Source organism: Aestuariivirga sp. (assembly GCF_041738905.1).
Classification (GTDB): domain Bacteria; phylum Pseudomonadota; class Alphaproteobacteria; order Rhizobiales; family Aestuariivirgaceae; genus Aestuariivirga.
Genome location: NZ_JBGSOZ010000215.1, coordinates 25,803 through 52,076 on the forward strand (window position 1 = coordinate 25,803; position 26,274 = coordinate 52,076).

At 60.7% G+C, this 26,274-nt stretch carries 27 protein-coding genes; 17 read left to right on the plus strand and 10 right to left on the minus strand.

What is annotated here, in order from left to right; translation table 11 throughout:
* Positions 1-216: 216 nt before the first annotated feature.
* The 3 genes from ACEW8Q_RS21385 to ACEW8Q_RS21395 form a co-directional block, all read right to left on the minus strand.
* Positions 217-1,920: a calcium-binding protein gene (locus ACEW8Q_RS21385; protein ID WP_373506098.1), complete on the minus strand. Its 1,704-nt coding sequence runs from the start codon at positions 1,918-1,920 to the stop codon at positions 217-219.
* A gap of 340 nt (positions 1,921-2,260) precedes the next feature.
* The gene (locus tag ACEW8Q_RS21390; RefSeq protein ID WP_373506099.1) at positions 2,261-4,255 is read right to left on the minus strand and encodes a methylmalonyl-CoA mutase family protein; all 1,995 of its coding nucleotides are present in this window, start codon (positions 4,253-4,255) and stop codon (positions 2,261-2,263) included.
* 74 nt (positions 4,256-4,329) lie between these two features.
* Entirely contained in the window at positions 4,330-4,653 is a 324-nt protein-coding gene (locus ACEW8Q_RS21395) for a hypothetical protein (RefSeq protein ID WP_373506100.1), read from the minus strand.
* 413 nt (positions 4,654-5,066) lie between these two features.
* On the opposite strand from ACEW8Q_RS21395, the gene ACEW8Q_RS21400 reads away from it, so the two are divergent.
* The 3 genes from ACEW8Q_RS21400 (at position 5,067) to ACEW8Q_RS21410 (ending at position 9,355) form a co-directional block, all read left to right on the plus strand.
* Entirely contained in the window at positions 5,067-7,652 is a 2,586-nt protein-coding gene (locus ACEW8Q_RS21400; protein WP_373506101.1) for a calcium-binding protein, read from the plus strand.
* A 148-nt stretch (positions 7,653-7,800) separates the two neighbouring features.
* Complete coding sequence (gene ccrA, locus ACEW8Q_RS21405) at positions 7,801-9,096, plus strand: crotonyl-CoA carboxylase/reductase (RefSeq protein ID WP_373506102.1); 1,296 nt, start codon at positions 7,801-7,803, stop codon at positions 9,094-9,096.
* Positions 9,068-9,355 carry a TfoX/Sxy family protein gene (locus ACEW8Q_RS21410; protein ID WP_373506103.1) on the plus strand — a complete coding sequence of 96 codons (288 nt, stop codon included), beginning with the start codon at positions 9,068-9,070 and terminating at the stop codon, positions 9,353-9,355. The genes ccrA and ACEW8Q_RS21410 overlap by 29 nt, the downstream gene beginning before the upstream one ends.
* Before the next feature lie 36 nt (positions 9,356-9,391).
* Here the strand turns inward: ACEW8Q_RS21410 and ACEW8Q_RS21415 are convergent, their stop codons facing one another.
* Both ACEW8Q_RS21415 and ACEW8Q_RS21420 read right to left on the minus strand, forming a co-directional pair.
* On the minus strand, positions 9,392-10,291 hold the full coding sequence (locus tag ACEW8Q_RS21415) for a YihY/virulence factor BrkB family protein (RefSeq protein WP_373506104.1): 900 nt from the start codon (positions 10,289-10,291) through the stop codon (positions 9,392-9,394).
* A gap of 27 nt (positions 10,292-10,318) precedes the next feature.
* Positions 10,319-11,017, minus strand: a complete 699-nt coding sequence (locus tag ACEW8Q_RS21420) for a tellurite resistance TerB family protein (protein WP_373506105.1) — start codon at positions 11,015-11,017, stop codon at positions 10,319-10,321.
* Between the two features lie 60 nt (positions 11,018-11,077).
* Here ACEW8Q_RS21420 and ACEW8Q_RS21425 point away from each other — a divergent pair, with 60 nt between their 5' ends.
* A complete protein-coding gene (locus ACEW8Q_RS21425; RefSeq protein ID WP_373506106.1) occupies positions 11,078-11,971 on the plus strand; it encodes a DMT family transporter in 894 nt (297 codons plus the stop codon).
* Here the strand turns inward: ACEW8Q_RS21425 and ACEW8Q_RS21430 are convergent, their stop codons facing one another.
* The 3 genes from ACEW8Q_RS21430 to ACEW8Q_RS21440 form a co-directional block, all read right to left on the minus strand.
* Positions 11,972-12,319 carry a YkvA family protein gene (locus ACEW8Q_RS21430; protein WP_373506107.1) on the minus strand — a complete coding sequence of 116 codons (348 nt, stop codon included), beginning with the start codon at positions 12,317-12,319 and terminating at the stop codon, positions 11,972-11,974. It abuts the gene before it with no gap.
* Between the two features lie 102 nt (positions 12,320-12,421).
* Positions 12,422-12,601 (minus strand): twin transmembrane helix small protein, encoded by a 180-nt coding sequence (locus ACEW8Q_RS21435; RefSeq protein ID WP_373506108.1) that lies wholly within the window; start codon positions 12,599-12,601, stop codon positions 12,422-12,424.
* Positions 12,602-12,695: 94 nt separating this feature from the next.
* Positions 12,696-13,526, minus strand: coding sequence for an SDR family oxidoreductase (locus ACEW8Q_RS21440; RefSeq protein WP_373506109.1), 831 nt, complete (start codon positions 13,524-13,526; stop codon positions 12,696-12,698).
* A gap of 96 nt (positions 13,527-13,622) precedes the next feature.
* Here ACEW8Q_RS21440 and ACEW8Q_RS21445 point away from each other — a divergent pair, with 96 nt between their 5' ends.
* Complete coding sequence (locus ACEW8Q_RS21445; RefSeq protein WP_373506110.1) at positions 13,623-15,290, plus strand: hypothetical protein; 1,668 nt, start codon at positions 13,623-13,625, stop codon at positions 15,288-15,290.
* 57 nt (positions 15,291-15,347) lie between these two features.
* Here the strand turns inward: ACEW8Q_RS21445 and ACEW8Q_RS21450 are convergent, their stop codons facing one another.
* Positions 15,348-15,710 (minus strand): winged helix-turn-helix transcriptional regulator, encoded by a 363-nt coding sequence (locus ACEW8Q_RS21450; RefSeq protein WP_373506111.1) that lies wholly within the window; start codon positions 15,708-15,710, stop codon positions 15,348-15,350.
* An 84-nt stretch (positions 15,711-15,794) separates the two neighbouring features.
* Between ACEW8Q_RS21450 and ACEW8Q_RS21455 the strand changes: the two genes are divergently transcribed.
* Together ACEW8Q_RS21455 and ACEW8Q_RS21460 are read left to right on the plus strand one after the other, a co-directional pair.
* Positions 15,795-16,112 carry a YdhR family protein gene (locus tag ACEW8Q_RS21455; protein ID WP_373506112.1) on the plus strand — a complete coding sequence of 106 codons (318 nt, stop codon included), beginning with the start codon at positions 15,795-15,797 and terminating at the stop codon, positions 16,110-16,112.
* A gap of 35 nt (positions 16,113-16,147) precedes the next feature.
* Positions 16,148-16,717, plus strand: coding sequence for an NAD(P)H oxidoreductase (locus ACEW8Q_RS21460; protein WP_373506113.1), 570 nt, complete (start codon positions 16,148-16,150; stop codon positions 16,715-16,717).
* A 9-nt stretch (positions 16,718-16,726) separates the two neighbouring features.
* Here the strand turns inward: ACEW8Q_RS21460 and ACEW8Q_RS21465 are convergent, their stop codons facing one another.
* Positions 16,727-18,370, minus strand: a complete 1,644-nt coding sequence (locus ACEW8Q_RS21465) for an acyl-CoA dehydrogenase family protein (protein ID WP_373506124.1) — start codon at positions 18,368-18,370, stop codon at positions 16,727-16,729.
* A 195-nt stretch (positions 18,371-18,565) separates the two neighbouring features.
* Here ACEW8Q_RS21465 and ACEW8Q_RS21470 point away from each other — a divergent pair, with 195 nt between their 5' ends.
* From ACEW8Q_RS21470 to ACEW8Q_RS21515, 10 genes are all read left to right on the plus strand, one after another.
* Positions 18,566-19,087: an invasion associated locus B family protein gene (locus ACEW8Q_RS21470; RefSeq protein ID WP_373506114.1), complete on the plus strand. Its 522-nt coding sequence runs from the start codon at positions 18,566-18,568 to the stop codon at positions 19,085-19,087.
* Between the two features lie 3 nt (positions 19,088-19,090).
* Positions 19,091-19,825, plus strand: a complete 735-nt coding sequence (locus ACEW8Q_RS21475; protein ID WP_373506115.1) for a phosphodiester glycosidase family protein — start codon at positions 19,091-19,093, stop codon at positions 19,823-19,825.
* A 53-nt stretch (positions 19,826-19,878) separates the two neighbouring features.
* Positions 19,879-21,072 (plus strand): 23S rRNA (adenine(2503)-C(2))-methyltransferase RlmN, encoded by a 1,194-nt coding sequence (gene rlmN, locus ACEW8Q_RS21480; protein WP_373506116.1) that lies wholly within the window; start codon positions 19,879-19,881, stop codon positions 21,070-21,072.
* 8 nt (positions 21,073-21,080) lie between these two features.
* Positions 21,081-21,470: a hypothetical protein gene (locus ACEW8Q_RS21485; RefSeq protein WP_373506117.1), complete on the plus strand. Its 390-nt coding sequence runs from the start codon at positions 21,081-21,083 to the stop codon at positions 21,468-21,470.
* Positions 21,471-21,534: 64 nt separating this feature from the next.
* Positions 21,535-21,939 carry a hypothetical protein gene (locus ACEW8Q_RS21490; protein ID WP_373506118.1) on the plus strand — a complete coding sequence of 135 codons (405 nt, stop codon included), beginning with the start codon at positions 21,535-21,537 and terminating at the stop codon, positions 21,937-21,939.
* Between the two features lie 106 nt (positions 21,940-22,045).
* Positions 22,046-23,266: an argininosuccinate synthase gene (locus ACEW8Q_RS21495; protein ID WP_373506119.1), complete on the plus strand. Its 1,221-nt coding sequence runs from the start codon at positions 22,046-22,048 to the stop codon at positions 23,264-23,266.
* A gap of 203 nt (positions 23,267-23,469) precedes the next feature.
* Positions 23,470-24,357 carry a glucose-1-phosphate thymidylyltransferase RfbA gene (gene rfbA, locus ACEW8Q_RS21500; protein ID WP_373506120.1) on the plus strand — a complete coding sequence of 296 codons (888 nt, stop codon included), beginning with the start codon at positions 23,470-23,472 and terminating at the stop codon, positions 24,355-24,357.
* A gap of 7 nt (positions 24,358-24,364) precedes the next feature.
* The gene (rfbC, locus tag ACEW8Q_RS21505) at positions 24,365-24,925 is read left to right on the plus strand and encodes a dTDP-4-dehydrorhamnose 3,5-epimerase (protein ID WP_373506121.1); all 561 of its coding nucleotides are present in this window, start codon (positions 24,365-24,367) and stop codon (positions 24,923-24,925) included.
* A gap of 18 nt (positions 24,926-24,943) precedes the next feature.
* Positions 24,944-26,002, plus strand: coding sequence for a dTDP-glucose 4,6-dehydratase (rfbB, locus tag ACEW8Q_RS21510; protein WP_373506122.1), 1,059 nt, complete (start codon positions 24,944-24,946; stop codon positions 26,000-26,002).
* Positions 25,999-26,274, plus strand: a 276-nt coding sequence (locus ACEW8Q_RS21515) for a sugar nucleotide-binding protein (protein WP_373506123.1), incomplete at its 3' end; no start/stop codon positions are given. The genes rfbB and ACEW8Q_RS21515, both read left to right, overlap by 4 nt.

Below are 26,274 nucleotides of genomic sequence, written 5' to 3' on the forward strand. Positions count from 1 at the left end.
CCCTTTGGCGGCACCGGGGACCCGTGATCCGGTGCGCTTTGGTCATCGGCGCGAATTCTTTCGAAAGCGCGCAAGTGCCTGATTTCTCAAGCCGATATGGGTTGCCGGAGGCAGCGCAAAACGCACCTCGGGTATCAACCCTCCGCGCGGATGGCGGGGGAATAGGGGAAAAGGGCAGGGGAGTCAAGGATTGGAGGCCGCACGTCCGGCGGGAATTCAAATCACTTGGAAGTCGGTGTCATCAATTGTTGGCCTGCCCAGCAGGCGGGCAAATGCGACCTTTGCGAACGCGTCGCCAACTCCATCTGCATCAAAGTAAAGCAAACCGCTCGATTGGTCATACAGCACCTTCTCGTCTAGGTCTGTAGATGACACCCCGGCTCTGAAATGTTGCTGATGAAGTTGGCCCATCGGTAATCCAGTGAATATCGCATGGTGGAGCCAGATGACATCAGTGAGAGGGTCGAAGTCAGAAATCACATCAATATTCGTCAGCGGATTGAGCACTGAATCAAAAACAAACTTATCCTTCCCCGCGTTGCCCGTCAGACGGTCGTTGCCGTCTCGGCCGTTCAACACATCGTTTCCTTGTCCACCTGCGAATGTGTTGACAATGCTGTTGCCGGTTAGTTTGTCATTAAATGCACTTCCAACAAGATTTTCGATGTCCGGCAGAAAGTCTCTATCCAGTCCAGATATTGCATTCCAGTTGTTCAGGTTGGCAACTACACGTGTCTCGAGATCATGGAATGAAACAGTGTCTCTTCCCTTGCCGCCGTGAACAATATCTGACCCACTGCCAGGAGCAAAGAAATCGGCGCCGATGCTGCCACCAATTTCGTCATTGCCTTGTCCGCTGTAGACAATGCCTCCAGGCCGCTCCAGTAAAATTCTGTCATCAAATATCGATCCACCGAAAAAAGTTCTCTTGCCCAAAAATGCTTCAAGGCTCGAAACGCTGAATGACCCCAAATAGGTATCACCGCCGTAGGCGATGTCGTAGGGAATCAACCCCTCGGAGTCGGCGTCGGGAATGGCATAAGCAATTACGCCCTGGACGGTTGTTTCGGCAATCCAATTGACAAAGTCGGGAGCGAACCAGTCCGCCGCTCGCTGCAGAGCTTCGCGATCCGCCGCCGGAAGATCGTTGAGTAAAATATTCAATGCAGAGTCCTGCGATGTTTGCTGCGCATTCCACAAGGTGCTGTCAAGTACGTCACTGATCTCGCGCGCGGAAAGTTTCTGGTTGGTCATCAAGGAGTCGAGTGCCAAGTACGCGCTTTTGTGCATATCGAGCAGCGCATCGCGGACTGTAGCGACATTTTCCAGCATGTCCCGATAGTTCTTCAGGGCATTTGTCAATCCAAGTTCTGAAAAGGTCTCGCCAAAGAAGTACTCATCGTAAGACTCAAACTCACTTTGTTGCCTGTCCAGGCGTTCCGACATGGTCTTCTTTGAAAACTCGACAAACAGATCCTCGATCTTTGTCCGGTTCGCTTCAGAGACCGCGTTCCCATTCTCATCAACCAACTGACCGTCTTCGTCCAGCTTGTGCCGTCCGAAAAGAACAAACTGACCGTCACCGGATAGCGAAACCCCTTCCGGTACCGCGTATTCAGCGGGAATGATGTAGTCATCAGGAACGAAGAGAACTGCATATTGATTGATGTTAAAATTGAATTTTGAATCAGGTACGAAAAGTTGGGCACTTTCAAGGTCAGCCGGCCTTGTAAAAGATGCAGAATCTATGGCGAACTCTGCGAAGTCAATTTCCAGGGTACGGTCATAAAAGGCGCCATACTTGGTAACGACGGCACGGCCGTCCAGAAGCAGAACTGGAATAGTTTCGGGTGAGTAGTCGCTCGGTTGGTTCTCATGAGTCGAGACATACGCAATCTTGACATAGAGCTCTTTCGTCATTTTGATCCCCCGAAGTTACAATCCCAACTATTGCTTGAGAAAACTGGAAGTCAATAGTGCGTATGCACTCACCGCTCAACATCATGTGCGTTGAAGCCGGGGAGTGAGTATCCGTGGCCGCTCAAATCATGTTTGCATTGCGGCTCCCGGGCGGATTTTGCCCTGCATTTCGGAGGGATGTCACTTGCCAGCGGGGTGGCTCGCTGTCTTCGCGAACACATTTGAGGTGGTGATGGCGACCGAAATTCCAAAATCCCTCGCAACGCGAAATCGACCGGACTATGGCAATGCAGCCCACAGTCAAGTCCGAAGCAAAGCAGTTACGACGAGCAGCACAGGTTCAAGCTGCCCTTGTCCCCGCCGTCTTCTCGATCAGGCCCACAAGGTCGCTCATGATGCGGTTCAGGTCGAAGTCCTTCGGGGTATAGACCGCCGCAACGCCCAATTGCTTCAGCACGTTGACATCGTCTGCGGGAATGATGCCGCCAGCCACCACAGGCACGTGGCCGAGGCCCGCCGCGCGGAGGCGCTGCATGACCTCGCGGATCAGGGGCACGTGGCTGCCTGAGAGAATGGAAAGCCCGAGGACGTGGACCTGGCGCTCGGCAACCGTCTTCACCAACTGCTCGGGCGTCACGCGGATGCCGTCGTAGATGACTTCGAGCCCGGTGTCGGCGGCGCGGACCGCGATCTGCTCGGCGCCATTGGAATGACCGTCGAGGCCGGGCTTTCCCATCAGGAAGCGCGGCGTCTCGCCCAGCCTGTCCGCCAAAGCCTTCACGCGGGCGCGGATCGCTTCCAGGCTATCACTCGAGACCGCCGTCATGGTCAGCGCTACCCCGGTAGGTGCGCGGTATTCGCCGAAGATGGCGCGGAGCGTTCCGCCCCATTCGCCGGTGGTGACGCCAGCCCTTGCGCAGGCAATCGAAGGCTCCATGATGTTGCGGCCTTCCGAGGCGGCGCGGCGAAGCTCTTCGACTGCTGCGGCGACGGTTTTGGCGTCACGTTGGGCGCGCCACGCCTTCAGCCGCTCGATCTGCTCGTACTCGACATTGTCCTTCACCGTCATGATCTGCTCGCCGTCACCGCCTGACAGGGGCGAGGGTTCCGTCGTGGTGAAGACGTTGACGCCGACGATCTTCGTGCTGCCATCCTCGATGGCGCGCAGCCTAGCGGTGTTGCTCTCGACGAGTTGCCGCTTCATGTAGCCGATCACCTCTTCCGAGGTGCCGCCGCCCATGGAAAGCACATTCGCCAGTTCGGCGCGGGCTTCGTCCTTCAGGGCTTCCACCTTGCGTTCGATCTCCTTCGAGCCGTCGAAAATGTCGGCATAGTCGAGGAGGTCGGTCTCGTAGGCCACCACCTGCTGCATGCGGAGCGACCATTGCTGGTCCCAGGGGCGGGGCAGGCCCAGCGCCTCGTTCCAGGCGGGAAGTTGCACGGCGCGGGCGCGGGCGTTCTTCGAGAGCACGACCGAGAGCATCTCGATCAGGATGCGGTAGACGTTGTTCTCCGGCTGCTGCTCGGTGAGCCCCAGCGAGTTCACCTGCACGCCATAACGGAAGCGGCGGTGCTTCTCGTCCGCGATGCCATAACGCTCACGCCCGATCTCGTCCCAGAGTTCGGTGAAGGCGCGCATCTTGCAGATTTCGGTGATGAAGCGGATGCCGGCATTGACGAAGAAAGAGATGCGCCCGAAGACTTCCGCAAAATCCTTCTCGGCCACCGTGCCGCTGGCCTTCACGCCGTCGAGAACCGCGATGGCGGTGGCGAGCGCGTAGGACAGCTCCTGCACCGGCGTCGCACCCGCCTCCTGCAAGTGATAGGAGCAGACATTCATCGGGTTCCACTTCGGGAGTTCCTTCGTGGAGAAGGCGATGGTGTCGGTGATGAGCCGCATCGAGGGGGCAGGCGGAAACACATAGGTGCCGCGCGAGAGATATTCCTTGATGATGTCGTTCTGCGTGGTGCCCGAAAGACTGTTGCGCGAGGCGCCCTGTTCGTCGGCGACCGCCACATAGAGCGAGAGCAGCCAGGCCGCCGTCGCGTTGATCGTCATCGAGGTGTTCATGGTATCGAGGGGAATGCCCTCGAAGAGGGTCCGCATGTCGCCGATGTGCGATACGGGAACGCCGACCTTGCCGACTTCGCCGCGCGCCAGCACGTGGTCGGAATCATAGCCGGTCTGGGTGGGGAGGTCGAAGGCGACCGAAAGTCCGGTCTGGCCCTTGGCCAGATTGGTGCGGTAGAGCCTGTTCGAGTCCGCCGCCGTCGAGTGGCCGGCATAGGTGCGGAAGAGCCATGGTTTGTCGCGCGTGGTCATGATGAGGGCCATGCAAGCATGGCCCATATTGCGCCGCAACCACGACTTTTGGGCAGTTGCCCGGCCCTCTGGCCCCAGGCGGGCCTTCAGTCCCTCACGCTGTCGCCTTGCAGCCACCAGAGCATGACCAGCGAGGAGATCGTCATGCCGATCATGGAGACTGCCATCGGCGTCTCGACCGCACCGTTCAGCGGCAATTCGAAGTTTTGCATCAGCCAGTTCGCGGTCATGGCGCCGATGAAGAGTACCGAGCAATTGATCGGCAGCGTGAGATTGCCGATGGACCCGGTGTAGCGCGACAGTATCAGACCGCCCACGAGGGAAAAGAAACCCGTGAGAGGCAGGATATCGGGTGACAGGCTTTGGTAGTCCCGGAGATTTCCGAAGATCAAGAAGATCAGGTCAGACATGGCACTGTTCCTCCGCTTTGAAATGGGGCCGTTTTTCAGTGATCGGATTATGACTCTGTTTACGGTCGGGGCCAACCGCAGGCTGTAGCGACGGTGGAGGAAAGCTTTACGGCCGGGCCATAAATTTTCTCGAAATTGCGGGGGATTTGAGGAATTGAGTCCGTTCCTCGACTGCAATCTGGTGACCGACGAACGCCAAGGATACGAGCCGATGACAGAAGGCGGCATCAAACTTGTCATGCCTGCGCGGCGATCAATGCGCCGAAAGGTCTGAAACAACCTTGCTTCGGTCCCGGAGGACGTGAAGATGCCGTCAGGTTGTATGCCACTCTGGTGGGGATCCCCGCTATCCAATGTTGACCGACATTCTTAACGAGCATATCCTTTATTTTAACAATTCAAGATGGTGCCAAATGGGCCAAATCTACATCAATGTTCAGTATGTGGGCCATAGCTTTTCGACCAGAGAAGACTTTGTTGCAGAGGCGTTGAGATACCCCAACGGTCTTGAGCTGCAACTTGGAGGAGGACAGCCAAGCATAAATGTCGCGTGGGTAGTCGGGTTCTCTGATGCAAATCCAGGCAGTTGGCAGGGAGCGAAGTTTTTCTCGGGATGGTACGAATCATCCGGGCCGCGTGAAGGGGACGGTTGGCAAGCTTTGGGTCCATTTGAAGTCTTTGCAGGGTCAACCCCATCGATGAGTGGGGGAGACGGCGAGCCACCTATCTCCCCAGTCAGCCCACCGCCTGACTTACCCACTGATACTTCGTCCACCTCAAATCCTGGCGGGGGTCACCCATCTTCACCTGGCAAGGACTGGAGCAGCAGCACATCAACAAACAACAACTCTGGCCCCTGGTATGGAAATGCTGCCGGGAGTACATACGGTCAAACGCATAGTAATGCCGCAGGCAATGGATCGCCTCCCTCGGATGCGGGAAAGGGCGGCATCATAGAAATGATAAGAAACTTCATCAATACGGTTAAGGAAGGCTACAACTTCTTTACGCAGCCGGAACAACAGAACAAATTGATGATCGCTGCCGCTTCGATGGATGCCCTGTCGCTAGCCGATAGGGCTTTCGCTGTGGAAAGCTACAGCTACGAGCAATATCGGGCCAATACCGCTGGCCTCATGGAGGCTAGAGGCGCCACTGCTCAGGATCTGGAGATATTCTCAAATATCCAAATGTTCGCTGAAGTCAGCAATGAACAATCGAAAATGACGAGCTACTATGGCACTTCTTCTGTCACGCTGACAGGCAGAATAACCGTTGCCTGGGGTTCAGACGCTGGCGACACTGTATATGGCGGTGTCGGTATCGACATCATGCTTGCTGCGCGGGGAAATGACGTTCAAGTGGGCCGCGGTGGAGATGACGTCATTCTGGGAGGGACCGGCAATGACAGGTTGTTTGGCGGCTCTGGGAATGACTACCTGGTTGCCGGTGCTGGCACGGACGTGCTCAACGGTGGCGAGGGCAGCGATACGGCTAGTTTCCGCAATGCCAGTGAAGGCGTTTTCGTCGATTTGCGGCTGGCCGGGCCGCAGCGCGTTTCTGCCGGTGACGGCCGCAAGAGTATTGCCGCCATCGAGAATATAGTGGGAAGTCAATACTCCGACGACATCCGTGGCAACGACCTCAGCAATTTCGTCGATACCGGCACCGGCGGCGGAGGTGTCTGGACTTTTGCGGGCGATGATATTGTCATCGACAACAGCACCTTTGCCCGAGACATAGACCTCGGGACGGGAAATGACCGGCTATATGTGAGATCGTATGTCGCTGGCACCGTGAACGGCGGCGCCGGTCGTGATTGGCTTGATTTTTCCGGTCAACCGACGCCTGCTGGGACTGTTGATCTTCGACGCGGCTTCAATTCCGTCGGCGAAACCATCTTTGTTGGTTTTGAGAACGTCATTGGCAGTTCCGGTGATGACGACGTGATCGGCAATGGAGGCGCTAACGCGATCGATCTCGGCGTCGGCAATGACAAGCTGCAGGGCATGGGTGGTGCCGATCGGCTGCTTGGCGGCGACGGCGACGACCTGCTGGAAGGCGGGGCCGGTGCGGATTGGCTGTTTGGCAATCTTGGCAATGACACCGCCAGCTATGCCAATTCGCAATCCGCAGTGACCATTGATCTCGATGTGGGCACAACAGCCGGTGGAGATGCGGCGGGGGACATTGTCGTGGATGTCGAGAATGTAGATGGCAGCATCTATGATGACGTACTGATCGGCGATCAGTTTGCCAACCGACTTTCCGGTGGAGCAGGCAATGACAGGTTAAATGGGCGAGACGGCGATGACGTGCTGCTTGGCGGTTTTGGCAGTGATACACTAGCAGGTGGAGCCGGTGACGATCTCCTTGATGGTGCAGCGGGAGATGATAGCATCGATGGCGGTGCTGGTATCGATACAGTTACATATGCAAACGCGGAAGGAAAGGTGATTGTTAGGCTCGATGCAATGTCCGTCATCGGGGCCGCGGCAAGTAGGGACGCTCTCATTCGAGTAGAGAATGTTATTGGTTCAGCCTTTGGTGACACACTCGTTGGTGATGCCCAAGCCAACACGATTGAGGGTGGCTCTGGCAACGACCGGATCATAGGCGCTGCCGGAGCCGACAATCTTATTGGCGGTTTGGGCTCTGACAAGTTCATTCTTCGCCTTGCCGAAGAGAGCGATACTGCCGGAGGCCCTGACCGCATCTTGGACTTTGATCAGGGAAATGGGGGTGCCGGTTTCCGTGATGCGTTGGACTTCTCGGCCATCGACGCACTCGCCTCGGTCGATGGCAACAATGCCTTTGCCCTAACGGCAAACGAAGGCGTTGACGGTTTTACGAGTAACCCTGGTCAGATTAGATGGTATCTTGACGAAATTGATATCTTGACGATAGTCGAAGGAGACGTCGACGGCGACGGTCATGCTGACTTCACTGTCGAATTGGTAGGACATTTCGGTTTAGGAGCCGTCGATTTTATCCTTTGAGTAGGTCGAGACTGAACCTCTGGGCCGGCTTTTCATCCGGCTGTGTAAAGATTGTTATCAAACGAGCAAGAGTGCTCTACCCCCTCCTTTTGTTGCGGTGCGGAATGGGATAGCGTCAGGTATTCTCTTTCGAAAAGGAGACGACGACATGACAACTGCCGCCGCCAAGCCGCTTCAGCCTGCCAATGGGAACCTGCCGGTGAAGGACCTCTACGCCGTGGGTGAAATCCCGCCCTTGGGCCACGTGCCGGAGAAGATGCATGCCTGGTGCATAAGGCAGGAGCGGCACGGGAGCCCCGACACGGCCATGCAGGTCGAGGTCGTCCCCACATGGTCCATCGGCGAGGACGAGTGCCTCGTGCTCGTCATGGCGGCGGGCGTCAACTACAATGGCGTCTGGGCGGCACTCGGCAAGCCCATTTCCCCCATCGACGGCCACAAGAACCCCTATCATATCGCGGGCTCGGACGCGTCGGGCATCGTCTATGCCGTCGGCGCCAAGGTGAAGCGCTGGAAAGTGGGCGACGAGGTGGTCGTCCACTGCAACCAGGATGACGGCGACGACGAGGAGTGCAACGGCGGCGACCCGATGTTCTCGAACTCTCAGCGGATCTGGGGATACGAGACTCCGGACGGATCGTTTGCCCAATTCACGCGGGTTCAGGCCCGGCAACTTCTGCCGAAGCCGCTCCATCTCTCATGGGAGGAAGCCTCCTGCTATACGCTCACCCTTGCCACCGCATACCGCATGCTGTTCGGCCACAAGCCGCATGTTCTGGGGGCGGGGCAAAGCGTTCTCGTGTGGGGCGCATCGGGGGGCCTGGGCTCGATGGCGATCCAGCTCATCGCGACGACGGGGGCCAATGCCATCGGCGTCATCTCGGAAGACGACAAGGCCGATTTCGTGATGCAGCTTGGCGCCAAGGGCGTCATCAACCGCAAGAAGTTCCAGTGCTGGGGTCAGATGCCCGCCGTCGGCACCAGTGAATACAATGACTGGATGAAGGGTGCGCGCGACTTCGGCAAGGCGATCTGGGCCTTCACCGGCAAGGGCAACAATGTCGACATGGTGTTCGAGCATCCGGGCGAGTCGACGTTTCCCGTCTCGGTGCTGATGGTCAAGCGTGGCGGCATGGTGGTGATCTGCGCAGGCACCACGGGCTTCAACCTCACCATGGACGCGCGGTACCTGTGGATGCACCAGAAGCGCGTTCAGGGGTCGCATTTCGCCAATCTCATGCAGGCCGCCGCCGCCAACAAGCTGGTGATGGCAAGGCGTATCGACCCCTGCATGTCGGAGGTCTATTCCTGGGCCGACATCCCCAAGGCGCACATGAAGATGTGGAAGAACGAGCATCGCCCCGGCAACATGGCCGTGCTGGTGAGTGCGCCGACGACCGGCCTCAGGACGCTCGATGATGCCATCGAGGCCGCGGCGAAATAGCAGGCCCGTTGCGGCGCTGCGCAATATCGGGCCGAAGTCGGCGATGATGCTGGCGGAGGCCGGCATCCGCACGCTGGACGAACTCGAGGCGCTGGGTGCCGTGAAGGCCTATGCGCGGGTCAGGGCGTTGCGCCCGGCTTTTGCATCACTCAACCTGCTATGGGCGCTTGCTGCAGGCCTCGAAGACCGCGACTGGCGCGATCTGTCGGCCGATGAGAAGGATGCTCTGCTCCGGCAGCTCAAGACTTTTCGGGGCTGATCTTGCGCGGTACGGTTGCCACAGGAAACGCACCCGTCACACCTCGTCGTCGCGGTCCCGGTATCGCGCCACCCGCAGCATGCGGCGGACCTCCAGTACGCGGTTCACTTCACCGCCGAGGATCAGCACAAGGGCCGACAGATAGAGGAAGAACATCGCCGCGAAGAGGCCCGAGAGCGAAGCGTAGGTCGAGGCGAATGTGTTGAAGTTGACGAGATAGACCGAGAAGGCCGAGGACATCCCCACCCATACGACGACGGTGAGCACCACGCCGGGCAGGACTTCGAGAACGTTCAGCCGCTTGGCCGGCAGAACCCGGTGACACAGAAGAACGCCCGCGGTGAGCAGCAGGATCGCGATCGGAAAGCGCAGCTGTTCGAAGGTCACCAGATGACCGCGCACGGCGGGCGCATGGGTCTCGATCAGTTGCAGCACCACGGGCGCGAAGACGATCAGCAGCGCGAAGGCCAGGAGGAAGAAGGCCGAGCCGATGACGAAGAGCACGTTCTGGACATACAGCCACCAGGTGCTGCGCGTCTCGCGGATGTCATAGGCGCGGTTGAGGCCCACCCGCACGCTGTCGACGCCACCCATGGCGCTCCAGATGGTGATCAGGGCCGAGAGGCTGAGCAGCCCGGTGCGCGGCACGGTGAGGATCGAGCGGATTTCCGGCACCAGCGGCTTGACGAGTTCCGCAGGAGCCACGCCCAGCAGGAAGGTGACGACGCCCGATGCGAGGTCGTCGTTGCCGAAGAAGCCGGCAAGGGCCGTGAGGAAGATCAGGAACGGAAACACCGAGAACAGGGTGCGGAAGGCGATGTTGCCGGCCAGCGGAATGGCTTCGTCCGCGAAGAGCCGGTAGAAGCTCTCCCGCACGAGTGCGCCGATGGTCGGATTTCCGTTCTCGTCGCCGTCATTCCTGCCTGTCCTCGTCATGGGCGATCAATAGCCCATGCCCAACGGTCAGGCCATCGCCTTGGTAGCTTCGGTCTCGATGCTGTGCTTCAGGCCGGGATCGAGCTTCAGGCGGGATGCGAGCATGGCGAGATAGGCTTGCTCCGCCGGGTCGTCGGGATCAATGGCGAGGAAGGAGGCCGCATAGATCTCGACAGCGAGTTCGAGCGTCGTTGCGGCTGCTACGACGGAATCAATGTCCAGCGGCTTTCTCAGCTCGTCCATCACGAAGGCCTTTTCTTCGGTGCCGAGGTTCAGTTCGTCGAGCCTCCCGAAGATCTTCTGCTGTTCCATTGCGTCGATGTGGCCGTCAGCCTTGGCTGCCGCGATCATGGCGCGCAAAATCGAAAGGCTCATCTCGTCGCGCTGTTTGGGGATCGCGGGAAGAAAGGGCGTGCCTTCCGGCTTCGGCGTGATGTCCTTCATGGTAGCTGGCGCTTCGGCCACCGGGACTGGCTGCTTCGAGGCCTGCCAGTCGTTGTAGACCTTGTAGGCCAAGCCCGCGAGGGCAGCGGTGCCGCCCAGTTTGACGGCGCCCTTGGCGAGCTTCTTCGAGGTCTTGCCGCCGAGCAGGATGCCGGCAAGCCCACCCGCGACACCGCCCGTGGCGAGGCCCTTCACGAAATCGGGCGACATGCCCTTCTTCGAACCATCCGGATTGGTGCCGCCACCCAGAAACTGTTCCAAGAGCTTTTGCGGATCGAACATGCCTGCTTCCCGTTTTTTAAGCCTCGCAAGCCCGCCTGAATCGGCGCATCTGACCGGCGCATGAAGGATACGCCATCGACACGCCTGCTGATCGCAGCGGCACCCGCCTTGTTCGTCCTAATGTGGGCGACTGGCTTCGTGGTTGCAAGACTGTCGGCGCCACATGCCGATCCGCTGACTTTTCTGGCGATCCGCTTTCCCATCGCGGGCGCCCTGTTCGCGGCCATCGCGCTGGCGATCAGGGCGCCCTGGCCCGGCAGGCGGCAGGCATTTCATGCGAGCGTGGCTGGCGCATTCCTGCATGGCGGCTACCTGGGGCCGGTCTACTGGGCCGTGGCGCATGGCATGCCGGCGGGCGTTTCGGCCCTGATCGTGGGTCTCCAGCCGCTGATGACGGCCATTCTTGCCGCCTGGCTGGTGAAAGAAGCGATTTCAACCCGCCACTGGCTCGGGCTTGCCGTCGGAATCCTCGGAGTGGCGCTCGTCGTGTGGCCGAAGCTCCATCTGGGTCTCACCGGCGGCATCACGCCGCTCACTACGGCGGTGAATGTGCTGGGCGCGCTGTCGATCTCGTTCGGCACCGTCTACCAGAAGCGTTTCGCGACCGCGCTGAACCTGGCGAGCGGCGGGGCGTGGCAATATGTGGGCGCCACGCTCGCCGTCTCGTTCTTTGCGCTTGCCATGGAAGACATGCGCTTCGATGGAACGTTCAACGCGTGGTTCGCGCTGGCGTGGTCGGTGCTGGTGCTGTCGCTTGGTGCCATCACGCTGCTGATGCTGCTGATCCGGCATGGCGGCGTGGCGCGCGTCTCAGGGTTGATCTTCCTCGTGCCGGGCGTATCCGCGCTGATGGCCTATGTGCTGTTCGGGGAGACGCTCACACTCGTGCAGGTGGCCGGCATGGCGGTGTGCGCAGGCGCGGTGCTGATCGTGACCCGCAAAGCGCCCGCCTGACTATACCGACACCGGCTCACCCTTGCGCAGGCGGTCAAGCGTTTCGCGGGCGCGATCGCGATGCGCGGGCGTCACATGCGTGCGCACCACGTTGAAGGCCGCGAGCAGCACCGCCATGTCGTCGGTAAAGCCCAAGCCCAGGATCAGGTCGGGAATGACGTCGATGGGGAGGACGAAATAAGCGAGCGCGCCAATGAGCACGCCCTTTGCCCGCATCGGGGTGGCGCGGTCGAAGGCGCAGTAATAGGCCGCGACGAGATCTTCAGCAAAGGGCACCTGCGCCAGCACACGCGCCAGTTTCGGAAAGAACTTGTCCTTCACCTGCGCTTCGTTCCCGGTGAGATTCATGGAAAACCCCCAGCCATGACAACATGCCGGCGAAATTGCCGGATCGACGCAAATAAGTGGCGAGAGCAGCCCTGTTTTTCAAGGGCGAGGCGTTGACCTTTGTCAGCCCTTCGAGAAATAGAGCGACGCCATCAGCACGATGATGGCAGCGAACTGCAGGCCCACGCGCCAGCGCATCAGTTTTTGCGAGGTGTTGGAGGAGCCGCCGCGGAACATGTTCAACAGGCCGAGCAGGAGAACGACAAGCACCGCGCCGACGGCGACATAACTCACATATTGCATGATCTCTTCAGGCTCCGGAGACGGATATCAGCTTCTGGGCAGTCCCATGGCCCCCCGCGCCCGTTCCGTCAAGGCGGCAAGTGTCGCGCTCCCGCTACTGGTCGGAGACCTTGTCGAGCAGGTGGTCCAGCAGGCGCTGTGGCAGAATGCGGCGCGCGATGGCCATGTAGGTTGTGGGTTTCGTCACGAAATAGCGCGCGTGCGGGCGTTCCGATTCCACGGCGCGCACCAGCTTTTCCAGGACCGCCTCGGGCCCCAGCTTGTAGCGGCCCGACCCGCCGCGCCCGAGCCTTGCGCGCTGGCGCTCATAGGCGGCCTTGTAGTTCGATTTCGTCTCGTCAATGTTCTTCTCGAAATTCTTCAGCGACGTCTCGACGAACTTCGAGGTGATGGGGCCGGGCTCGATGAGGCTGACATAGATGCCTGAGCCGCGAAGTTCGAGCCTCATCGTATCCGACAGGGCCTCGACCGCAAACTTCGATGAATTGTAGGCGCCGCGCCATTTCAGTGCGACGAGCCCCAGCACGGACGAGCACTGCACGATCCGGCCGCCACCATTGGCGCGCATCATCGGTAGACAGGCGCGCGTCAACTGGTGCCAGCCAAAGAAATTGGCCGCGAACTGCGCCTCCAGAACTTCGCGGGTCAGGTCCTCAACAGCACCGGGCTGTCCATAGGCGCCGTTGTTGAACAGGGCATCCAGCTTGCCGCCGGTACGAGTCGATACTTCGGTGGCGCAGGCCTCGACCGAGGCACGGTCTGCGTAATCGAGATACAGTGGCTCGACGCCTTCAGACTCCAGCCGCTTCAGGTCCTCGTCCGTCCGCGCCGTGGCGATGACGCGCCAGCCGCGCTGCTTCATGCCGATGGCGCAGTGCCAGCCGATGCCGGTGGAACAGCCGGTGATGAGAATCGTCCTGGTCATGCGCGAATCATCCGGTGATTGAGTCAGGTCTCGCTTATCGCCCATGTCCGCGGGCTTGAAATGTGGTAATTTCTGCACACCACTGAGGAGGCCGGAATGTCGGACTACTACGATCTCGGAAGCTATTCGCGCCGCATCACGACCACCTCACCGGAAGCCCAGAAGTGGTTCGACCGGGGCCTTGCCTGGACCTATGGCTTCAACCATGACGAGGCGATTTCCTGCTACCGGACGGCGCTTGAGCATGACCCGGCTTGCGCAATGGCGCACTGGGGCATCGCCTATGCGGCTGGCCCCAACTACAACAAGCAATGGAAGCATTTCGACCCGAGCGACCTTGCCGCCACGCTGGAACTGGCCTGCAGCGCCACCGAAAGGGCGCTGGCACTCTACGCCGGGGCGAGTGCCGTGGAACAGGCCATCATCAAGCCGCTCGCAAAACGCTATCCCACACGCGATGCCGGCATGGTGACGGCCGTGTGGAACGACAATTACGCGGACGCGATGCGCGAGACATGGCGCGCCTTCGGCGATGATCCCGATGTGGCCGCACTTGCCGCCGAGGCGCTGATGAACCGCACGCCCTGGGCCATGTGGGACATCGTGAAGGGGGTTCCCGCCGAGGGCGCCGACACGATCGAAGCGATGGCGTTGCTGGAGAAGGCACTCGCGCAGCCCGGCGGAATGCAGCATCCGGGACTCTTGCACATGTATATCCATCTCATGGAAATGTCGCCGCACCCTGAGCGCGCGCTGAAAGCCGCGGACGCGCTCCGCAACCTGGTGCCCGATGCGGGCCATCTCTGCCACATGCCCACCCATATCGATGTGCTTTGCGGGCAGTACCGCGACGTGGTTGACACGAATTCGGCCGCCATCGTGGCGGACCGCAAGTATCTGGCGCGCCGGGGAGCGGTCAATTTCTACTCGCTCTACCGCTGCCACGACTATCACTTCAAGATCTACGGCGCGATGTTCCTTGGCGATCCCGACGCAGCGATCTCGGCTGCCGATGAAATGGTGGCGACACTTCCCGAAGAACTCCTGCGCGTGCCGTCGCCTCCGATTGCTGACTGGCTCGAGGGCTTCCTGCCGATGAAGATGCACGTGCTAATTCGCTTTGGCCGCTGGGACGGCATCATCGCCACCGAGCTTCCGAAGGACCAGGATCTCTATTGCGTCTCAACGGCGATGATCCACTACGCAAGGGCCGTGGCCCATGCGGCCACCGGAAACGTGAGGTCCGCCGAAGCGGAAGCTGTGCTGTTCGAGGCGGCGAGGGCGCGCGTGCCTGACACCCGCTATCTCTTCAACAATAGCTGCATCGACATTCTGGTGATTGCCGCTGAAATGATGCGCGGCGAAATCGAATACCGGAAAGGGAATTTCGATGCCGCCTTCGCGCATCTGAGGCGTTCCGTCGAACTTGACGACAACCTGCCCTATGACGAGCCGTGGGGATGGATGCAGCCGACGCGGCATGCCCTTGGCGCACTCCTGCTGGAACAAGGGCATGTGGAAGAGGCAGCCGCCGTCTACCGCGCCGATCTCGGATTCGATTCGACACTCAGCCGGCCATGCCAGCACCCGGACAATGTGTGGAGCCTACACGGCTACCATGACTGCCTGTTGCGGCTTGGCCGCGACGAGGAGGCCCGTATCGTGGGCCGCCGCCTCGACATCGCCAAGGCCCGCGCCAGCGTGCCGGTCGAGGCCTCATGCTTCTGCAGCCGCAACGCAGGCGCTGCCTCCTGCTGTGACTGAAGCTCGGTTCCAGGCGCTGCTCCTGCGATCCGGAGTACAGCTGGTCAAACGGGCCAGTCAGTTCTGGCCGACCGCACGGCTCCTCTGTGCCAGAATGGCTGGATAGTTGGCCACAGCCCACTGCTGCATGACTAGCGTCAGCTCGCTCAGGGAGTGGCCAAGGCCTGTCAGCCGATACTCCACCCTTGGCGGCACTTCCGGATGGCTGATCCTTTCGACGAACCCATTGTATTCGAGGTCGCGGAGGGTCTGCGTCAGCATCTTCTGGGAAATGCCAGTTGCGGCCCGCATCAGTTCGCCCGTGCGCAATGGGCCGCTCTTGAGGCAGCACAGGATCATGATCACCCATTTGCTGCCGATGAGATCGAGCACATCGCGCGGCGGGCAATCCGTGTTGCAGGTGTTGTCGCTATCGAGCATGTCGCTGAATGTTACAAAAAGGTGCGTACTTCACAGTCACAAGCATATCAATAGAATGGCCTCTCAACAAGCAAGGGGCCGCAAATGAGCGAACCGCGACGTGTCTTCCTCTACGCTGAGTTCCAGTCCTCCGTCCCGTTTACCGAAGACGTCTGGCGCCGCGCCAACCCCGCCATGCAGGACGTTCCGGGATTGAGAAGCAAGACATGGCTCAGTGGCATCAACACGCATTCGGTCGGCGGCTTCTACGAGTTCGATTCCGTGCAACACGCGCGCGCCTATGCCGAAGGCATGCTGGCAGGCTTTGCCAGAGGGGCCAATGCCAGCCTTTCCGTCAAGCTGGTCGACGGCGACGTTGTGGCAGAGGCCAGCAGGGCCATGAACTCGCCTTACTATCCTTGACCTCGAAATCATCTCAGCCACCGGGAGCCTTGTCCATGAATATCCTCATCGTCTTCGATCACCCCCGCCGCGACAGTTCCTTCTGCGGGGCGGTGCTCGACCACCTGCGGGATGGGATCATCGCCGCGGGCCATAGTTCCGAAGTGGCCGATCTCCGTGCAGAAGGTTTCGATCCGCGCCTTCCGGTCGCCGACGAGCCCGACTGGGATAATCCGGACAAGGTCTACAGCGCGGAAGTACTGCGCGAGCAGGAGCGCATCAGCCGAAACGATGCGCTGGCTTTCGTCTTTCCGGTGTGGTGGTGGTCGTTCCCGGCGGCGACGAAAGGCTGGATCGACCGGGTGTGGAACAACGGCTGGGCCTATGGCGCGCGCACACTTCCGCATCAGAAAGCGCTGCTGATCGGCGCTGCCTCGAACGATGTGGCAGGCTATGCCAAGCGCGGCTACGACAGCGCAATGCAGACCCAGCTCGTCACCGGCATCATGGACTATTGCGGCATCCCGGAAGCTCGCCTCGAATTGCTCTACGACGTGATGGCAGGGCCTGAGACGCGTAAGGAACAGCTGTCCCGTGTGCGGGACCTGGGCGCCACCTACTTCTAGAACCTCCGCTCAGTTTCCGCCTTCCAGCAGCCGTCTCGCGATCACCTGCGCCTGGATTTCGGCGGCGCCCTCGAAGATGTTGAGGATGCGGGCATCGCAGAGCACGCGGCTGATCTGGTATTCGAGTGCGAAGCCGTTGCCGCCATGAATTTGCAACGCGTTGTCGGCGGCGGCCCAGGCGACCCTTGCGCCCAAGAGCTTCGCCATTCCGGCTTCGAGGTCACAGCGGCGCCCTGCATCCTTCTCGCGCGCGGCAAACAGCGTGAGCTGGCGTGCCGCCATCACCTCAGCCGCCATCAGGGCCAGCTTGTCGGCGATGCGCGGGAAATTCAGGATGGACTGGCCGAACTGCGAACGGTCCTTCGCATATTTGAGGCCGAGGTCGAGCGCGTTCTGCGCCACGCCCACGGCGCGCGCGGCGGTCTGGATGCGGGCCGCCTCGAAGGTCTGCATCAACTGCTTGAAGCCCTGTCCCTCGATGCCGCCCAGAAGGTTCTCGGCCTTCACCTCGAAATCCTCGAAGCGGATTTCATATTCCTTCATGCCGCGATAGCCGAGCACCTCGATCTCGCCGCCCGACATGCCTTTGGCGGGGAAGGGATTATCGTCGCTGCCGCGCGGCTTTTCGGCGAGGAACATCGAAAGACCGCGATAACCCGTCTCGTCGGGATTGGTGCGGGCCAAAAGAGTCATCACGTCGGCGCGGACGGGGTGCGTGATCCAGGTCTTGTTGCCGGTCACCTTATAGATGTCGCCATCACGCACCGCGCGGGTGCGCAGGCTGCCAAGATCGGAGCCAGTGTTGGGCTCGGTGAAGACGGCGGTCGGGAGAATTTCTCCGCTCGCGATCTTCGGCAGCCACTTTTCCTTCTGGGCCGGGGTACCGCCGCAGAGGATCAGCTCGCAGGCGATTTCGGCTCTCGTGCCCAGCGAGCCAACCGCGATCCAGCCGCGCGACAGCTCTTCCGAGACGACGCACATCGATTCCTTCGACAGGCCGAGGCCACCATGTTCCTCGGGCAAGGTCAGGGCGAAGACGCCGAGATCGGCCAGTTCCTGAACGATCTCCATGGGCACATAGTCATTGTCGAGGTGCCACTGGTGGGCGTGGGGCGAAACCTTCGTCTCGACGAAGCGGCGCATGGTCTCACGCATTTCAGTGAGCGTGTCGTCAAGGCCGGATGAGCCGAAATTGCCGTCGGCGATGAGTTCCACCAGCCTCTGGCGGGCCGCAGGGGTGTTGCCGCGCTCGATCAGCACGAGATCGTGCAGGGGAGCCCCGTCGGCGCGGGTCAGCCCCATGTCGGTGAGCCGCGCGAACTCGCCCTGGTTCATGGGGATGCCACCCGCGACATGGTTCAGGTACTCACCGACCGCGATCTGCACGGTGAGCTTTTCCGTCTCGCCAAAGCGGCCTTCGGCCTCCATGCGCGCCGCAAATGCGGAGAGCTCTCGAATCGCGGCCGCGTAGGTCGCGAGCCAGGACAGGCCATGGGCCATGTGCTGTTCGGCGTCGAGGAGGCCCGCGTTCAGCTTGCCGCCCGGCATCAGTTTCGCTGCGAGCTTGGCTTTGGCCCGCGTGAAAACCGTGTCCACGGCATGCGCAGCCTGTTCCAGGTGGCTTGTCAGGTGGGTCACGCAAATGCCTGTCATCGCTTCGCTTTCAACTGCCGCCACGATCAAATCCCTTCAGAATTCAGATGCGAAACGCTAGCGCAGGAGCTTTTGCGCTGCAATAATCCATCCGGCCAATCTTGCGCTGCGTCACTCGATGCCAAAATTGGGCCGGAATCCTCGCGCATTGGGGCCTGATGGATTTTCGGTTTTGCAGGGGGTAAGGTCGCGTACATGATTCCTATACGGCGAAATGGCGCTCTGGCGCTCTCCTTCATGGTGATTTTTTCAGGCGCGGCGCTCGGTCAGGGCAACGAGCCGAAATCGCTCGGCACCTTCGACGACTGGGTGGCCTACAGCTATGACGCGGCTGACAGCAAGGTCTGCTACGTTTCCTCGGTCCCGAAGTCGAGCGAACCGAAAAGCGCCAAGCGCGATCCGGCCTTCTTCCTCGTCACCAACATGCCGGGCCGCAAGCCGCCGGTGAAGGGTGAGGTCTCGACCATCATCGGCTATCCCTTCAAGGACGGAAGCACCGTCAAGCTCACGATCGACAGCCTCGAGTTCGAGATGTTCTCGAAGGGAGATACGGCCTGGGTCGATACCGGCAACGACAAGAAGATCGTGACGGCCATGAAGGCCGGACAGTCCCTGAAGGTGAAGGGCACCTCGTGGCGGGGCACGCAGACCGAGGATACCTATTCGCTCTCGGGCATTTCGGCGGCCCTCGCGGCCATCGACAAGGCCTGCAAGTAAGCCATGCGGGGCTTTCCCGGAGCCCTGCTGGCACTGGTACTGGTGCTGCTGTCGGTCTCTCTGGCCAGAGCAGGCTGCGCACAGGAGAGCTTCGAGGGCAATAGCTACGCCGTCTGCCGCTTTGACCTGCGGCAGGACCGCTTGCAGCTTTTCAGCCTCGATGCCAACGGCCAGCCCTATGGCTCGTTCTCGGCCCTTGCCGATGCCCTGGAAGACAGGGGACAGCTGCTCGCCTTCGCCATGAACGCCGGCATGTATGACGATGGCCTCAAGCCCATTGGCCTTTATGTGGAGCGAGGCAAGCAGGCTAAGAAGATCAACCGTCGCGACGGACCGGGCAATTTTCACCTTAAGCCCAATGGCGTCTTCTACATCAAGGGCGACAAGGGCGGGGTGATGGAGACGGAAGCTTTTCTGAAGTCCGGCATCAGGCCCGACCATGCCAGCCAGTCCGGGCCCATGCTGGTGATCGATGGCGCCATCCACCCGAAATTCTCCGAGGATGGGCAATCACGGCAAAGACGGAACGGCGTGGGCTCGCCCGATGGCCACACGCTGGTTTTCGTCATCAGCGAGTCCTGGGTCAATTTTCACTCCTTTGCCCGCCTGTTCCGAAATCGATTGGGGTGCAAGAACGCGCTTTTCCTCGATGGCTCGATCTCCAGCATCTACGCGCCGGAGCTTGGCCGCCGTGACGGGTTCTTTCCGCTGGGTCCCATCGTGGCGCTGGTAAAATAGGTGGCCGGACCCTATCTCGCATTCCTCCCCGGTTTCATGCTATGGCCCCGCCCATGACCACGCTGCTCAACACTGTCGAAGCGCCGCCGCGCTACATTCCGAACGATCCCCGACCCTCGCTCATCGGCATGACGCGGGATGCGCTCGCCGACGCCATGGGCCGCGCCGGGGTTGCGGAGAAGCAGCGCCGCATGCGGGCCGGGCAGATCTGGCACTGGATCTATCATCGCGGCGTGCAGAGCTTTGCCGAGATGACCAATATCGCCAAGGACCTGCGGCAGCGGCTGGACGAGGAATTCGTGATCGGCCGGCCCGACATCGTGACCGAGCAGGTCTCGAATGACGGCACCCGGAAGTGGCTTCTTAAGCTCGCGCCCGACGAACGTGGCGCGCGCCACGAAGTCGAGATGGTCTATATTCCGGAAGAGGACCGGGGCACGCTCTGCATCTCAAGCCAGGTGGGCTGCACCCTGACCTGCACCTTCTGCCATACCGGCACCCAGAAGCTCGTCCGCAACCTCACCGCCAATGAGATCGTCGGCCAGGTGATGATGGCGCGTGACCGGGTGAAGGACTGGCCGGGCGACATCGAAGCCAATCCCTCGCCGCCGTCGGGCGGGCGCTATATCACCAATGTGGTGCTGATGGGCATGGGCGAACCGCTTTACAACTTCGACAACGTGAAGGACGCGATGGAGATCGTGACGGACGGCGAGGGCATCTCGCTGTCGCGGCGCAGGATCACGCTGTCCACTTCCGGCGTCGTGCCGGAAATCCCGCGTGCCGGTGCCGAGATCGGCACCATGCTGGCAATTTCGCTCCATGGCACCACGGACGAGATCCGCAACAGGCTCGTGCCGCTCAACAAGAAATATCCGATCAAGGAACTGCTGCAGGCGTGCCGCAACTATCCGGGTCTCTCCAACGCGCGGCGCATCACATTCGAATATGTGATGCTGAAGGGCATCAACGATTCACCCGAAGACGCCAAGCGGCTGGTGAAGCTGCTGGCGGGCATTCCCGCCAAGATCAACCTGATCCCGTTCAACCCGTGGCCCGGCACGGCCTATGAATGCAGCGACTGGGACACGATCGAAACTTTCGCCGAGATCGTCAACCGCGCGGGCTATGCCTCGCCGGTGAGAACACCGCGCGGCCGCGATATCATGGCCGCCTGCGGGCAGCTGAAAAGCGAGAGCCAGAAGATCAGGGCGAAGGAGAGGCTGGCGCTGGACGCAGGCGCGTGATCCAGCCAATGCTCCGGCGCCTGGCGACGTCACTGATCGGGGCGAGCGTCGTCACGATCGTTGCCATGGGGTTCGCATGTGCTTTCTGTTCGTGGTGGAACCTGGACAACGCTACGGCCAACACAATCTATCTCATGTATGCCGGCGCTCTGGCCGTCACCATCTTCCTCTTTCTTGTGGGTCAGTTCATCGGGATTTCTTCGCACGCGTATTTTCTGATAGTTGGCGGAGCGGTTTTCCTCGGGCTCGATTTTCTGGTCTGGCAGAACTTCGGATTGATGCCCTCAGTGAAATTCCTGAGGAATGGCTTCGCGCCGAGCGCCATCATGGGACTTCTTGCCGGGGTGGCTTACCGTGTCATCGCCATTCCCGCGGCGATGCCGCGGCGCGATGGTTGAGGATTTGTCTTAGTTTTACGGGAATCGCCCTTCAATCTCGCGGCTGACACAGGGCGGGACCGGCATGATCCTTCACATCCTCAAGCGGACTTTTTTCATCCTGCTCGGCTATGGAGTCGCTACCATCGCAAGCGGCGTGGTGGTGGGGCTGATCTTCGCCTACTCCACCAACTCGATGATGAACGAGATCTTCGGAATCGTGGTGATCGCGATCCTGTTCATCGGCGTCTATGCAGCACTTCCCGCCCTCTTGACGGTGATTGCCGGGGAAGTGCTCCGCCTCCGCATACGGGTGTTCTACATGGTTGCCGCCACGCTCATCGGCATGGCGCTGCCGGTCGTGGTTCAGCTTGACTACTGGTTCATCGCGGTGGGTCTGGGCTTTGGCCCGATTGCGGGGCTGATCTACTGGGCATCGGCCGGGCGTAGCGCTGGTTATGTTCCGGACCGGATTTCGCTTCCGGTTTAGCGGGAGCGTCCGGGCCGACTTTTCCGCAGGCCTGGCGGGACAAAGGGTGGGCTTGCAGGTTGAAGCCCCGGCGTGATAGGCGGCGCATGAAACAGCAGGTGCCTCCATGTCCAAGCAAAAAGTGAAGAAAGTCGTCCTCGCCTATTCGGGCGGGCTCGACACCTCGATCATCCTCAAGTGGCTGCAGACCGAGTATGGCGCAGAGGTCGTGACCTTTACCGCCGACCTGGGGCAGGGCGGCGAGATCGAGCCGGCGCGCCAGAAGGCGCAGCTGATGGGCATCAAGGACATCTATGTCGAGGATGTACGCGAAGAGTTCATCCGCGACTTCGTGTTTCCCATGTTCCGAGCCAATGCCGTCTATGAGGGCGTCTACCTGCTTGGCACCTCGATCGCGCGGCCGCTCATCGCCAAGCGCCTGATCGAGATTGCGGAAGAGACAGGCGCCGACGCCATTGCACATGGCGCCACCGGCAAGGGCAATGACCAGGTCCGCTTCGAGCTCACCGCCTATGCGCTGAACCCCGACATCAAGGTGATCGCGCCGTGGCGCGAATGGAGCTTCAAGAGCCGCACCGACCTGATCGAATTCGCCGAGGCGCATCAGATCCCCGTGGCGAAAGACAAGCGCGGCGAGGCGCCGTTCTCGGTCGATGCGAACCTCCTGCATTCGTCCTCCGAGGGCAAGGTGCTGGAAGACCCGTGGGTCGAGCCGCCGCCCTACGTCTACCAGCGCACGATTGCTCCGGAAGATGCGCCCGACAAGGCGACCTACATCGAGATCGAATTCAAGAACGGCGATCCCGTCTCCATCGATGGCGTGGCGATGTCCCCAGCGACGCTGTTCACCGAACTGAACCGTCTGGGCCATGACAATGGCATCGGGCGGCTTGATCTTGTCGAGAACCGCTTTGTCGGCATGAAGTCGCGCGGTGTCTACGAAACGCCGGGCGGCACGATCCTGCTGACGGCGCACAGGGCCATCGAGTCCCTCACGCTCGATCGCGAGGCAGCGCACCTCAAGGACAGCTTCATCACCAAATATGCCGAACTCGTCTATTACGGCTTCTGGTACAGCCCGGAACGCGAGATGCTGCAGGCCATGATCGACAAGTCCCAGGAGCATGTGGAGGGCACCGTCCGCCTCAAGTTGTACAAGGGCAATGTCATCGTCACGGGGCGCAAGTCTCCGAAATCGCTTTATAAAGATGCATTGGTCACCTTCGAGGACGACCGCGGCGCCTATGACCAGAAGGACGCGGCCGGTTTCATACGTCTCAACGCGCTCAGGTTGAGGACGCTGGCGGCGCGCAAGCGCAATACCTGAGGCCATTGCCTCAGTTTCCTGCTGTGCGGCGCACATTTGTGCAAGTGCTCAATGATGTTGACAAGTCGGTCACCATCTGGCGAAGGTGAAGGCAAGTACGGAATCCGGGCGTGGGGGCGCGGTCGGGGTCCGGGCGGCAAGGCGACTGAATTCGCCGGGTCGGCCTTCGATCACCGAAAAGCCAACAGCATGGAAGATTTTTGATGCGTGGAATTATCTTGGCGGGGGGGAGCGGAACGCGCCTCTATCCCTTGACACTCGCCATATCGAAACAGCTCCTGCCCGTCTACGACAAGCCGATGATCTATTATCCACTGTCGGTTCTCATGCTGGCGGGGCTGAAGGACATCCTGATCATTTCCACGCCGCACGATCTGCCCCATTTCCGCAACATGCTGGGCGACGGATCGGTGTTCGGCATCAATCTGCAATATGCGGAGCAGCCGCACCCGGGAGGCCTCGCGCAGGCCTTCCTCATCGGCGAGGCGTTCCTCCAGGGTGGTCCCGGCGCACTGGTGCTGGGCGACAACATCTTCCACGGCGACCAGCTGCAGCAGAAGTGTGAGGCAGCGGTGGCGCGCAAGAAGGGGGCAACCGTCTTCGCCTATCACGTCTCGGACCCGGAGCGTTATGGTGTGGTCGCCTTCGACAAGCAGGGCGTCGCGACCTCGATCGAGGAAAAGCCCAAGGAGCCAAAATCGAATTGGGCCGTCACGGGCCTCTATTTCTATGATGCGGATGTCGTCGAGGTTGCAAAGTCGATCAAGCCGTCCGTCCGTGGCGAACTCGAGATCACGGACGTCAATCGGGTCTATCTCGAGCGTGGCGACCTCAACGTCGAGCGCATGGGCCGTGGCTATGCCTGGCTCGACACCGGCACGCATGACAGTCTCCACGATGCGGGCTCCTACATCCGCACGATCGAGACGCGCACCGGCGTCAAGGTCTGCTGCCCCGAGGAGATCGCCTTCGCCTGTGGCTACATCGACTCTGAAGCGATGATGAAGCGTGCCGCTTCCCTCGGGAAGACGGAATATGCCGCCTATCTCCGCCGTATCGTTGCGGAACACGGCAACGAGCCCCGGAGGTAGCGTCACGATGCAAGTCAATGATCTTGGCCTCGGGGGTGTCCTCGAGATCATCCCGAAGAAATTTGGCGACCAGCGCGGCTTCTTCTCCGAAACCTACCAGCGCCAGCGTTTCATCGATGCCGGCGTGCCACATGACTGGATGCAGGACAATCAGTCCTTCTCCGCCGAGAAGGGCGTGCTGCGCGGTCTTCACTTCCAGATCGCGCCGCAGGCTCAGGACAAGCTGATTCGGGTTCTGCGCGGCGCGATCTTCGACGTCGCCGTCGATATCCGCCCGGGTTCGCCAACCCTAGGCAAATGGGTGTCTTGCGTGCTGAGTGCCGAGAAGTTCAACCAATTGCTGATCCCCAGGGGATTTGCCCATGGCTTCCTCACTCTCGAGCCAAATGTCGAGGTGCTGTACAAGGTCACGGCACCCTATGCTCCGGACTGCGATCGCGGCATTGCCTGGAACGACCCGGCCATCGGGATCGACTGGCCGCTGGAGTCCGGCCAGCAGCCCGTGTTGTCCGGCAAGGATGCGGCAGCACCCCTGCTTGCCGATATTGCAAATTCGATTTCGTTCTGAGTTACAGGATCGTCCAGCATGAAGATCATGGTTACAGGCGGTTGCGGATTCATTGGCTCGGCCGTGTGCCGGCATTTGATCAACGACCTCGGCCTCAACGTCGTCAATGTCGACAAGATGACCTACGCTGCGAGCGAAGGCTCGACCGCGGCAATTTCCAGCAATCCGAACTACAGCTTCCACAAGCTCGACATCTGCGACCGCGATGCGATGCAGAAGGTGATGGAAACGGAAGCCGTCGATGCCGTGATGCATCTTGCGGCCGAAAGTCATGTCGACCGTTCGATCGACGGACCGGGCGAATTCATCCAGACCAACATCATGGGCACATTCGCCCTGCTGCAGGCGGCGCGTTCCTATCATGCGGCGCTGCCCGAGCCGCGAAAGTCGGCCTTCCGCTTCCATCACATCTCGACGGACGAAGTCTTCGGCGACCTACCGCTCGAGGGCGGGCTGTTCACCGAGGAAACGTCCTATGCGCCGTCGTCTCCCTATTCGGCCTCGAAGGCGGCTTCCGACCATCTGGTGATGGCCTGGCACCACACCTACGGGCTGCCGGTGGTGCTCTCCAATTGCTCCAACAATTACGGGCCCTATCACTTCCCCGAGAAGCTCATCCCGCTGATGATCCTCAACGGCATGGAGGGCAAGAAGCTGCCCGTGTACGGCACGGGAGAAAACGTGCGTGACTGGCTGCATGTGGAAGACCACGCCCGTGCGCTGGCGCTTGTCGTCATGAAGGGCCGGGTGGGCCAGTCCTACAACATCGGCGGCCGCAACGAGCGTTCGAACCTGAAGGTGGTTGAGACGATCGCCGACACGCTCGACGAGCTGATGCCGCTCAACAACGGCTCGCGCCGCCAGCTCATCACTTTCGTTGGCGACCGTCCCGGCCATGACCTCCGCTATGCGATCGACGCCACCAAGATCGAGAACGAACTCGGCTGGAAGGCGAAACACAATTTCGATACGGGACTGCGCGCCACCATCGAGTGGTACATGAACAACGGCGATTGGTGGCAGCCCTTGCGCGAGGCGCGCTATTCCGGCCAGCGGCTGGGGACCGTCAAGGCATGATCCGCATTCTGGTCACCGGCCGCAACGGACAAGTTGCCACCGCGCTTGCCGAGAAGGCCGCTGATCATCCAGGTGTGGCGGTGGTTCTTGCGGGCCGGCCAGAACTTGATCTGGAAATACCCGCCACGGTAGAGGCCGCGATCCTCGCCGCCAAGCCAGATGTCGTCGTCAACGCCGCCGCCTACACCGCCGTCGACAAGGCGGAATCGGAACCCGAGCGGGCCTTTGCCGCCAACCGGGATGGGGCCGCCGCCGCCGCCCGGGCCAGCGCC

Coding starts and splice junctions, on each gene's coding strand:
- ACEW8Q_RS21390 (WP_373506099.1), bottom strand. CDS start 4,255: ATGGCCCTCATCATGACCACGCGCGACAAACCATGGCTCTTCCGCACC.
- ACEW8Q_RS21395 (WP_373506100.1), bottom strand. CDS start 4,653: ATGTCTGACCTGATCTTCTTGATCTTCGGAAATCTCCGGGACTACCAA.
- ACEW8Q_RS21470 (WP_373506114.1), top strand. CDS start 18,566: ATGATTCCTATACGGCGAAATGGCGCTCTGGCGCTCTCCTTCATGGTG.
- ACEW8Q_RS21485 (WP_373506117.1), top strand. CDS start 21,081: ATGCTCCGGCGCCTGGCGACGTCACTGATCGGGGCGAGCGTCGTCACG.
- ACEW8Q_RS21400 (WP_373506101.1), top strand. CDS start 5,067: ATGGGCCAAATCTACATCAATGTTCAGTATGTGGGCCATAGCTTTTCG.
- rlmN (WP_373506116.1), top strand. CDS start 19,879: ATGACCACGCTGCTCAACACTGTCGAAGCGCCGCCGCGCTACATTCCG.
- ACEW8Q_RS21450 (WP_373506111.1), bottom strand. CDS start 15,710: ATGCTCGATAGCGACAACACCTGCAACACGGATTGCCCGCCGCGCGAT.
- ACEW8Q_RS21430 (WP_373506107.1), bottom strand. CDS start 12,319: ATGAATCTCACCGGGAACGAAGCGCAGGTGAAGGACAAGTTCTTTCCG.
- rfbC (WP_373506121.1), top strand. CDS start 24,365: ATGCAAGTCAATGATCTTGGCCTCGGGGGTGTCCTCGAGATCATCCCG.
- rfbB (WP_373506122.1), top strand. CDS start 24,944: ATGAAGATCATGGTTACAGGCGGTTGCGGATTCATTGGCTCGGCCGTG.
- ACEW8Q_RS21460 (WP_373506113.1), top strand. CDS start 16,148: ATGAATATCCTCATCGTCTTCGATCACCCCCGCCGCGACAGTTCCTTC.
- ACEW8Q_RS21465 (WP_373506124.1), bottom strand. CDS start 18,370: ATGACAGGCATTTGCGTGACCCACCTGACAAGCCACCTGGAACAGGCT.
- ACEW8Q_RS21440 (WP_373506109.1), bottom strand. CDS start 13,526: ATGACCAGGACGATTCTCATCACCGGCTGTTCCACCGGCATCGGCTGG.
- ACEW8Q_RS21385 (WP_373506098.1), bottom strand. CDS start 1,920: ATGACGAAAGAGCTCTATGTCAAGATTGCGTATGTCTCGACTCATGAG.
- ACEW8Q_RS21425 (WP_373506106.1), top strand. CDS start 11,078: ATGAAGGATACGCCATCGACACGCCTGCTGATCGCAGCGGCACCCGCC.
- ACEW8Q_RS21490 (WP_373506118.1), top strand. CDS start 21,535: ATGATCCTTCACATCCTCAAGCGGACTTTTTTCATCCTGCTCGGCTAT.
- ACEW8Q_RS21410 (WP_373506103.1), top strand. CDS start 9,068: ATGATGCCATCGAGGCCGCGGCGAAATAGCAGGCCCGTTGCGGCGCTG.
- ACEW8Q_RS21455 (WP_373506112.1), top strand. CDS start 15,795: ATGAGCGAACCGCGACGTGTCTTCCTCTACGCTGAGTTCCAGTCCTCC.
- ACEW8Q_RS21435 (WP_373506108.1), bottom strand. CDS start 12,601: ATGCAATATGTGAGTTATGTCGCCGTCGGCGCGGTGCTTGTCGTTCTC.
- ACEW8Q_RS21420 (WP_373506105.1), bottom strand. CDS start 11,017: ATGTTCGATCCGCAAAAGCTCTTGGAACAGTTTCTGGGTGGCGGCACC.
- ccrA (WP_373506102.1), top strand. CDS start 7,801: ATGACAACTGCCGCCGCCAAGCCGCTTCAGCCTGCCAATGGGAACCTG.
- ACEW8Q_RS21495 (WP_373506119.1), top strand. CDS start 22,046: ATGTCCAAGCAAAAAGTGAAGAAAGTCGTCCTCGCCTATTCGGGCGGG.
- ACEW8Q_RS21445 (WP_373506110.1), top strand. CDS start 13,623: ATGTCGGACTACTACGATCTCGGAAGCTATTCGCGCCGCATCACGACC.
- ACEW8Q_RS21475 (WP_373506115.1), top strand. CDS start 19,091: ATGCGGGGCTTTCCCGGAGCCCTGCTGGCACTGGTACTGGTGCTGCTG.
- rfbA (WP_373506120.1), top strand. CDS start 23,470: ATGCGTGGAATTATCTTGGCGGGGGGGAGCGGAACGCGCCTCTATCCC.
- ACEW8Q_RS21415 (WP_373506104.1), bottom strand. CDS start 10,291: ATGACGAGGACAGGCAGGAATGACGGCGACGAGAACGGAAATCCGACC.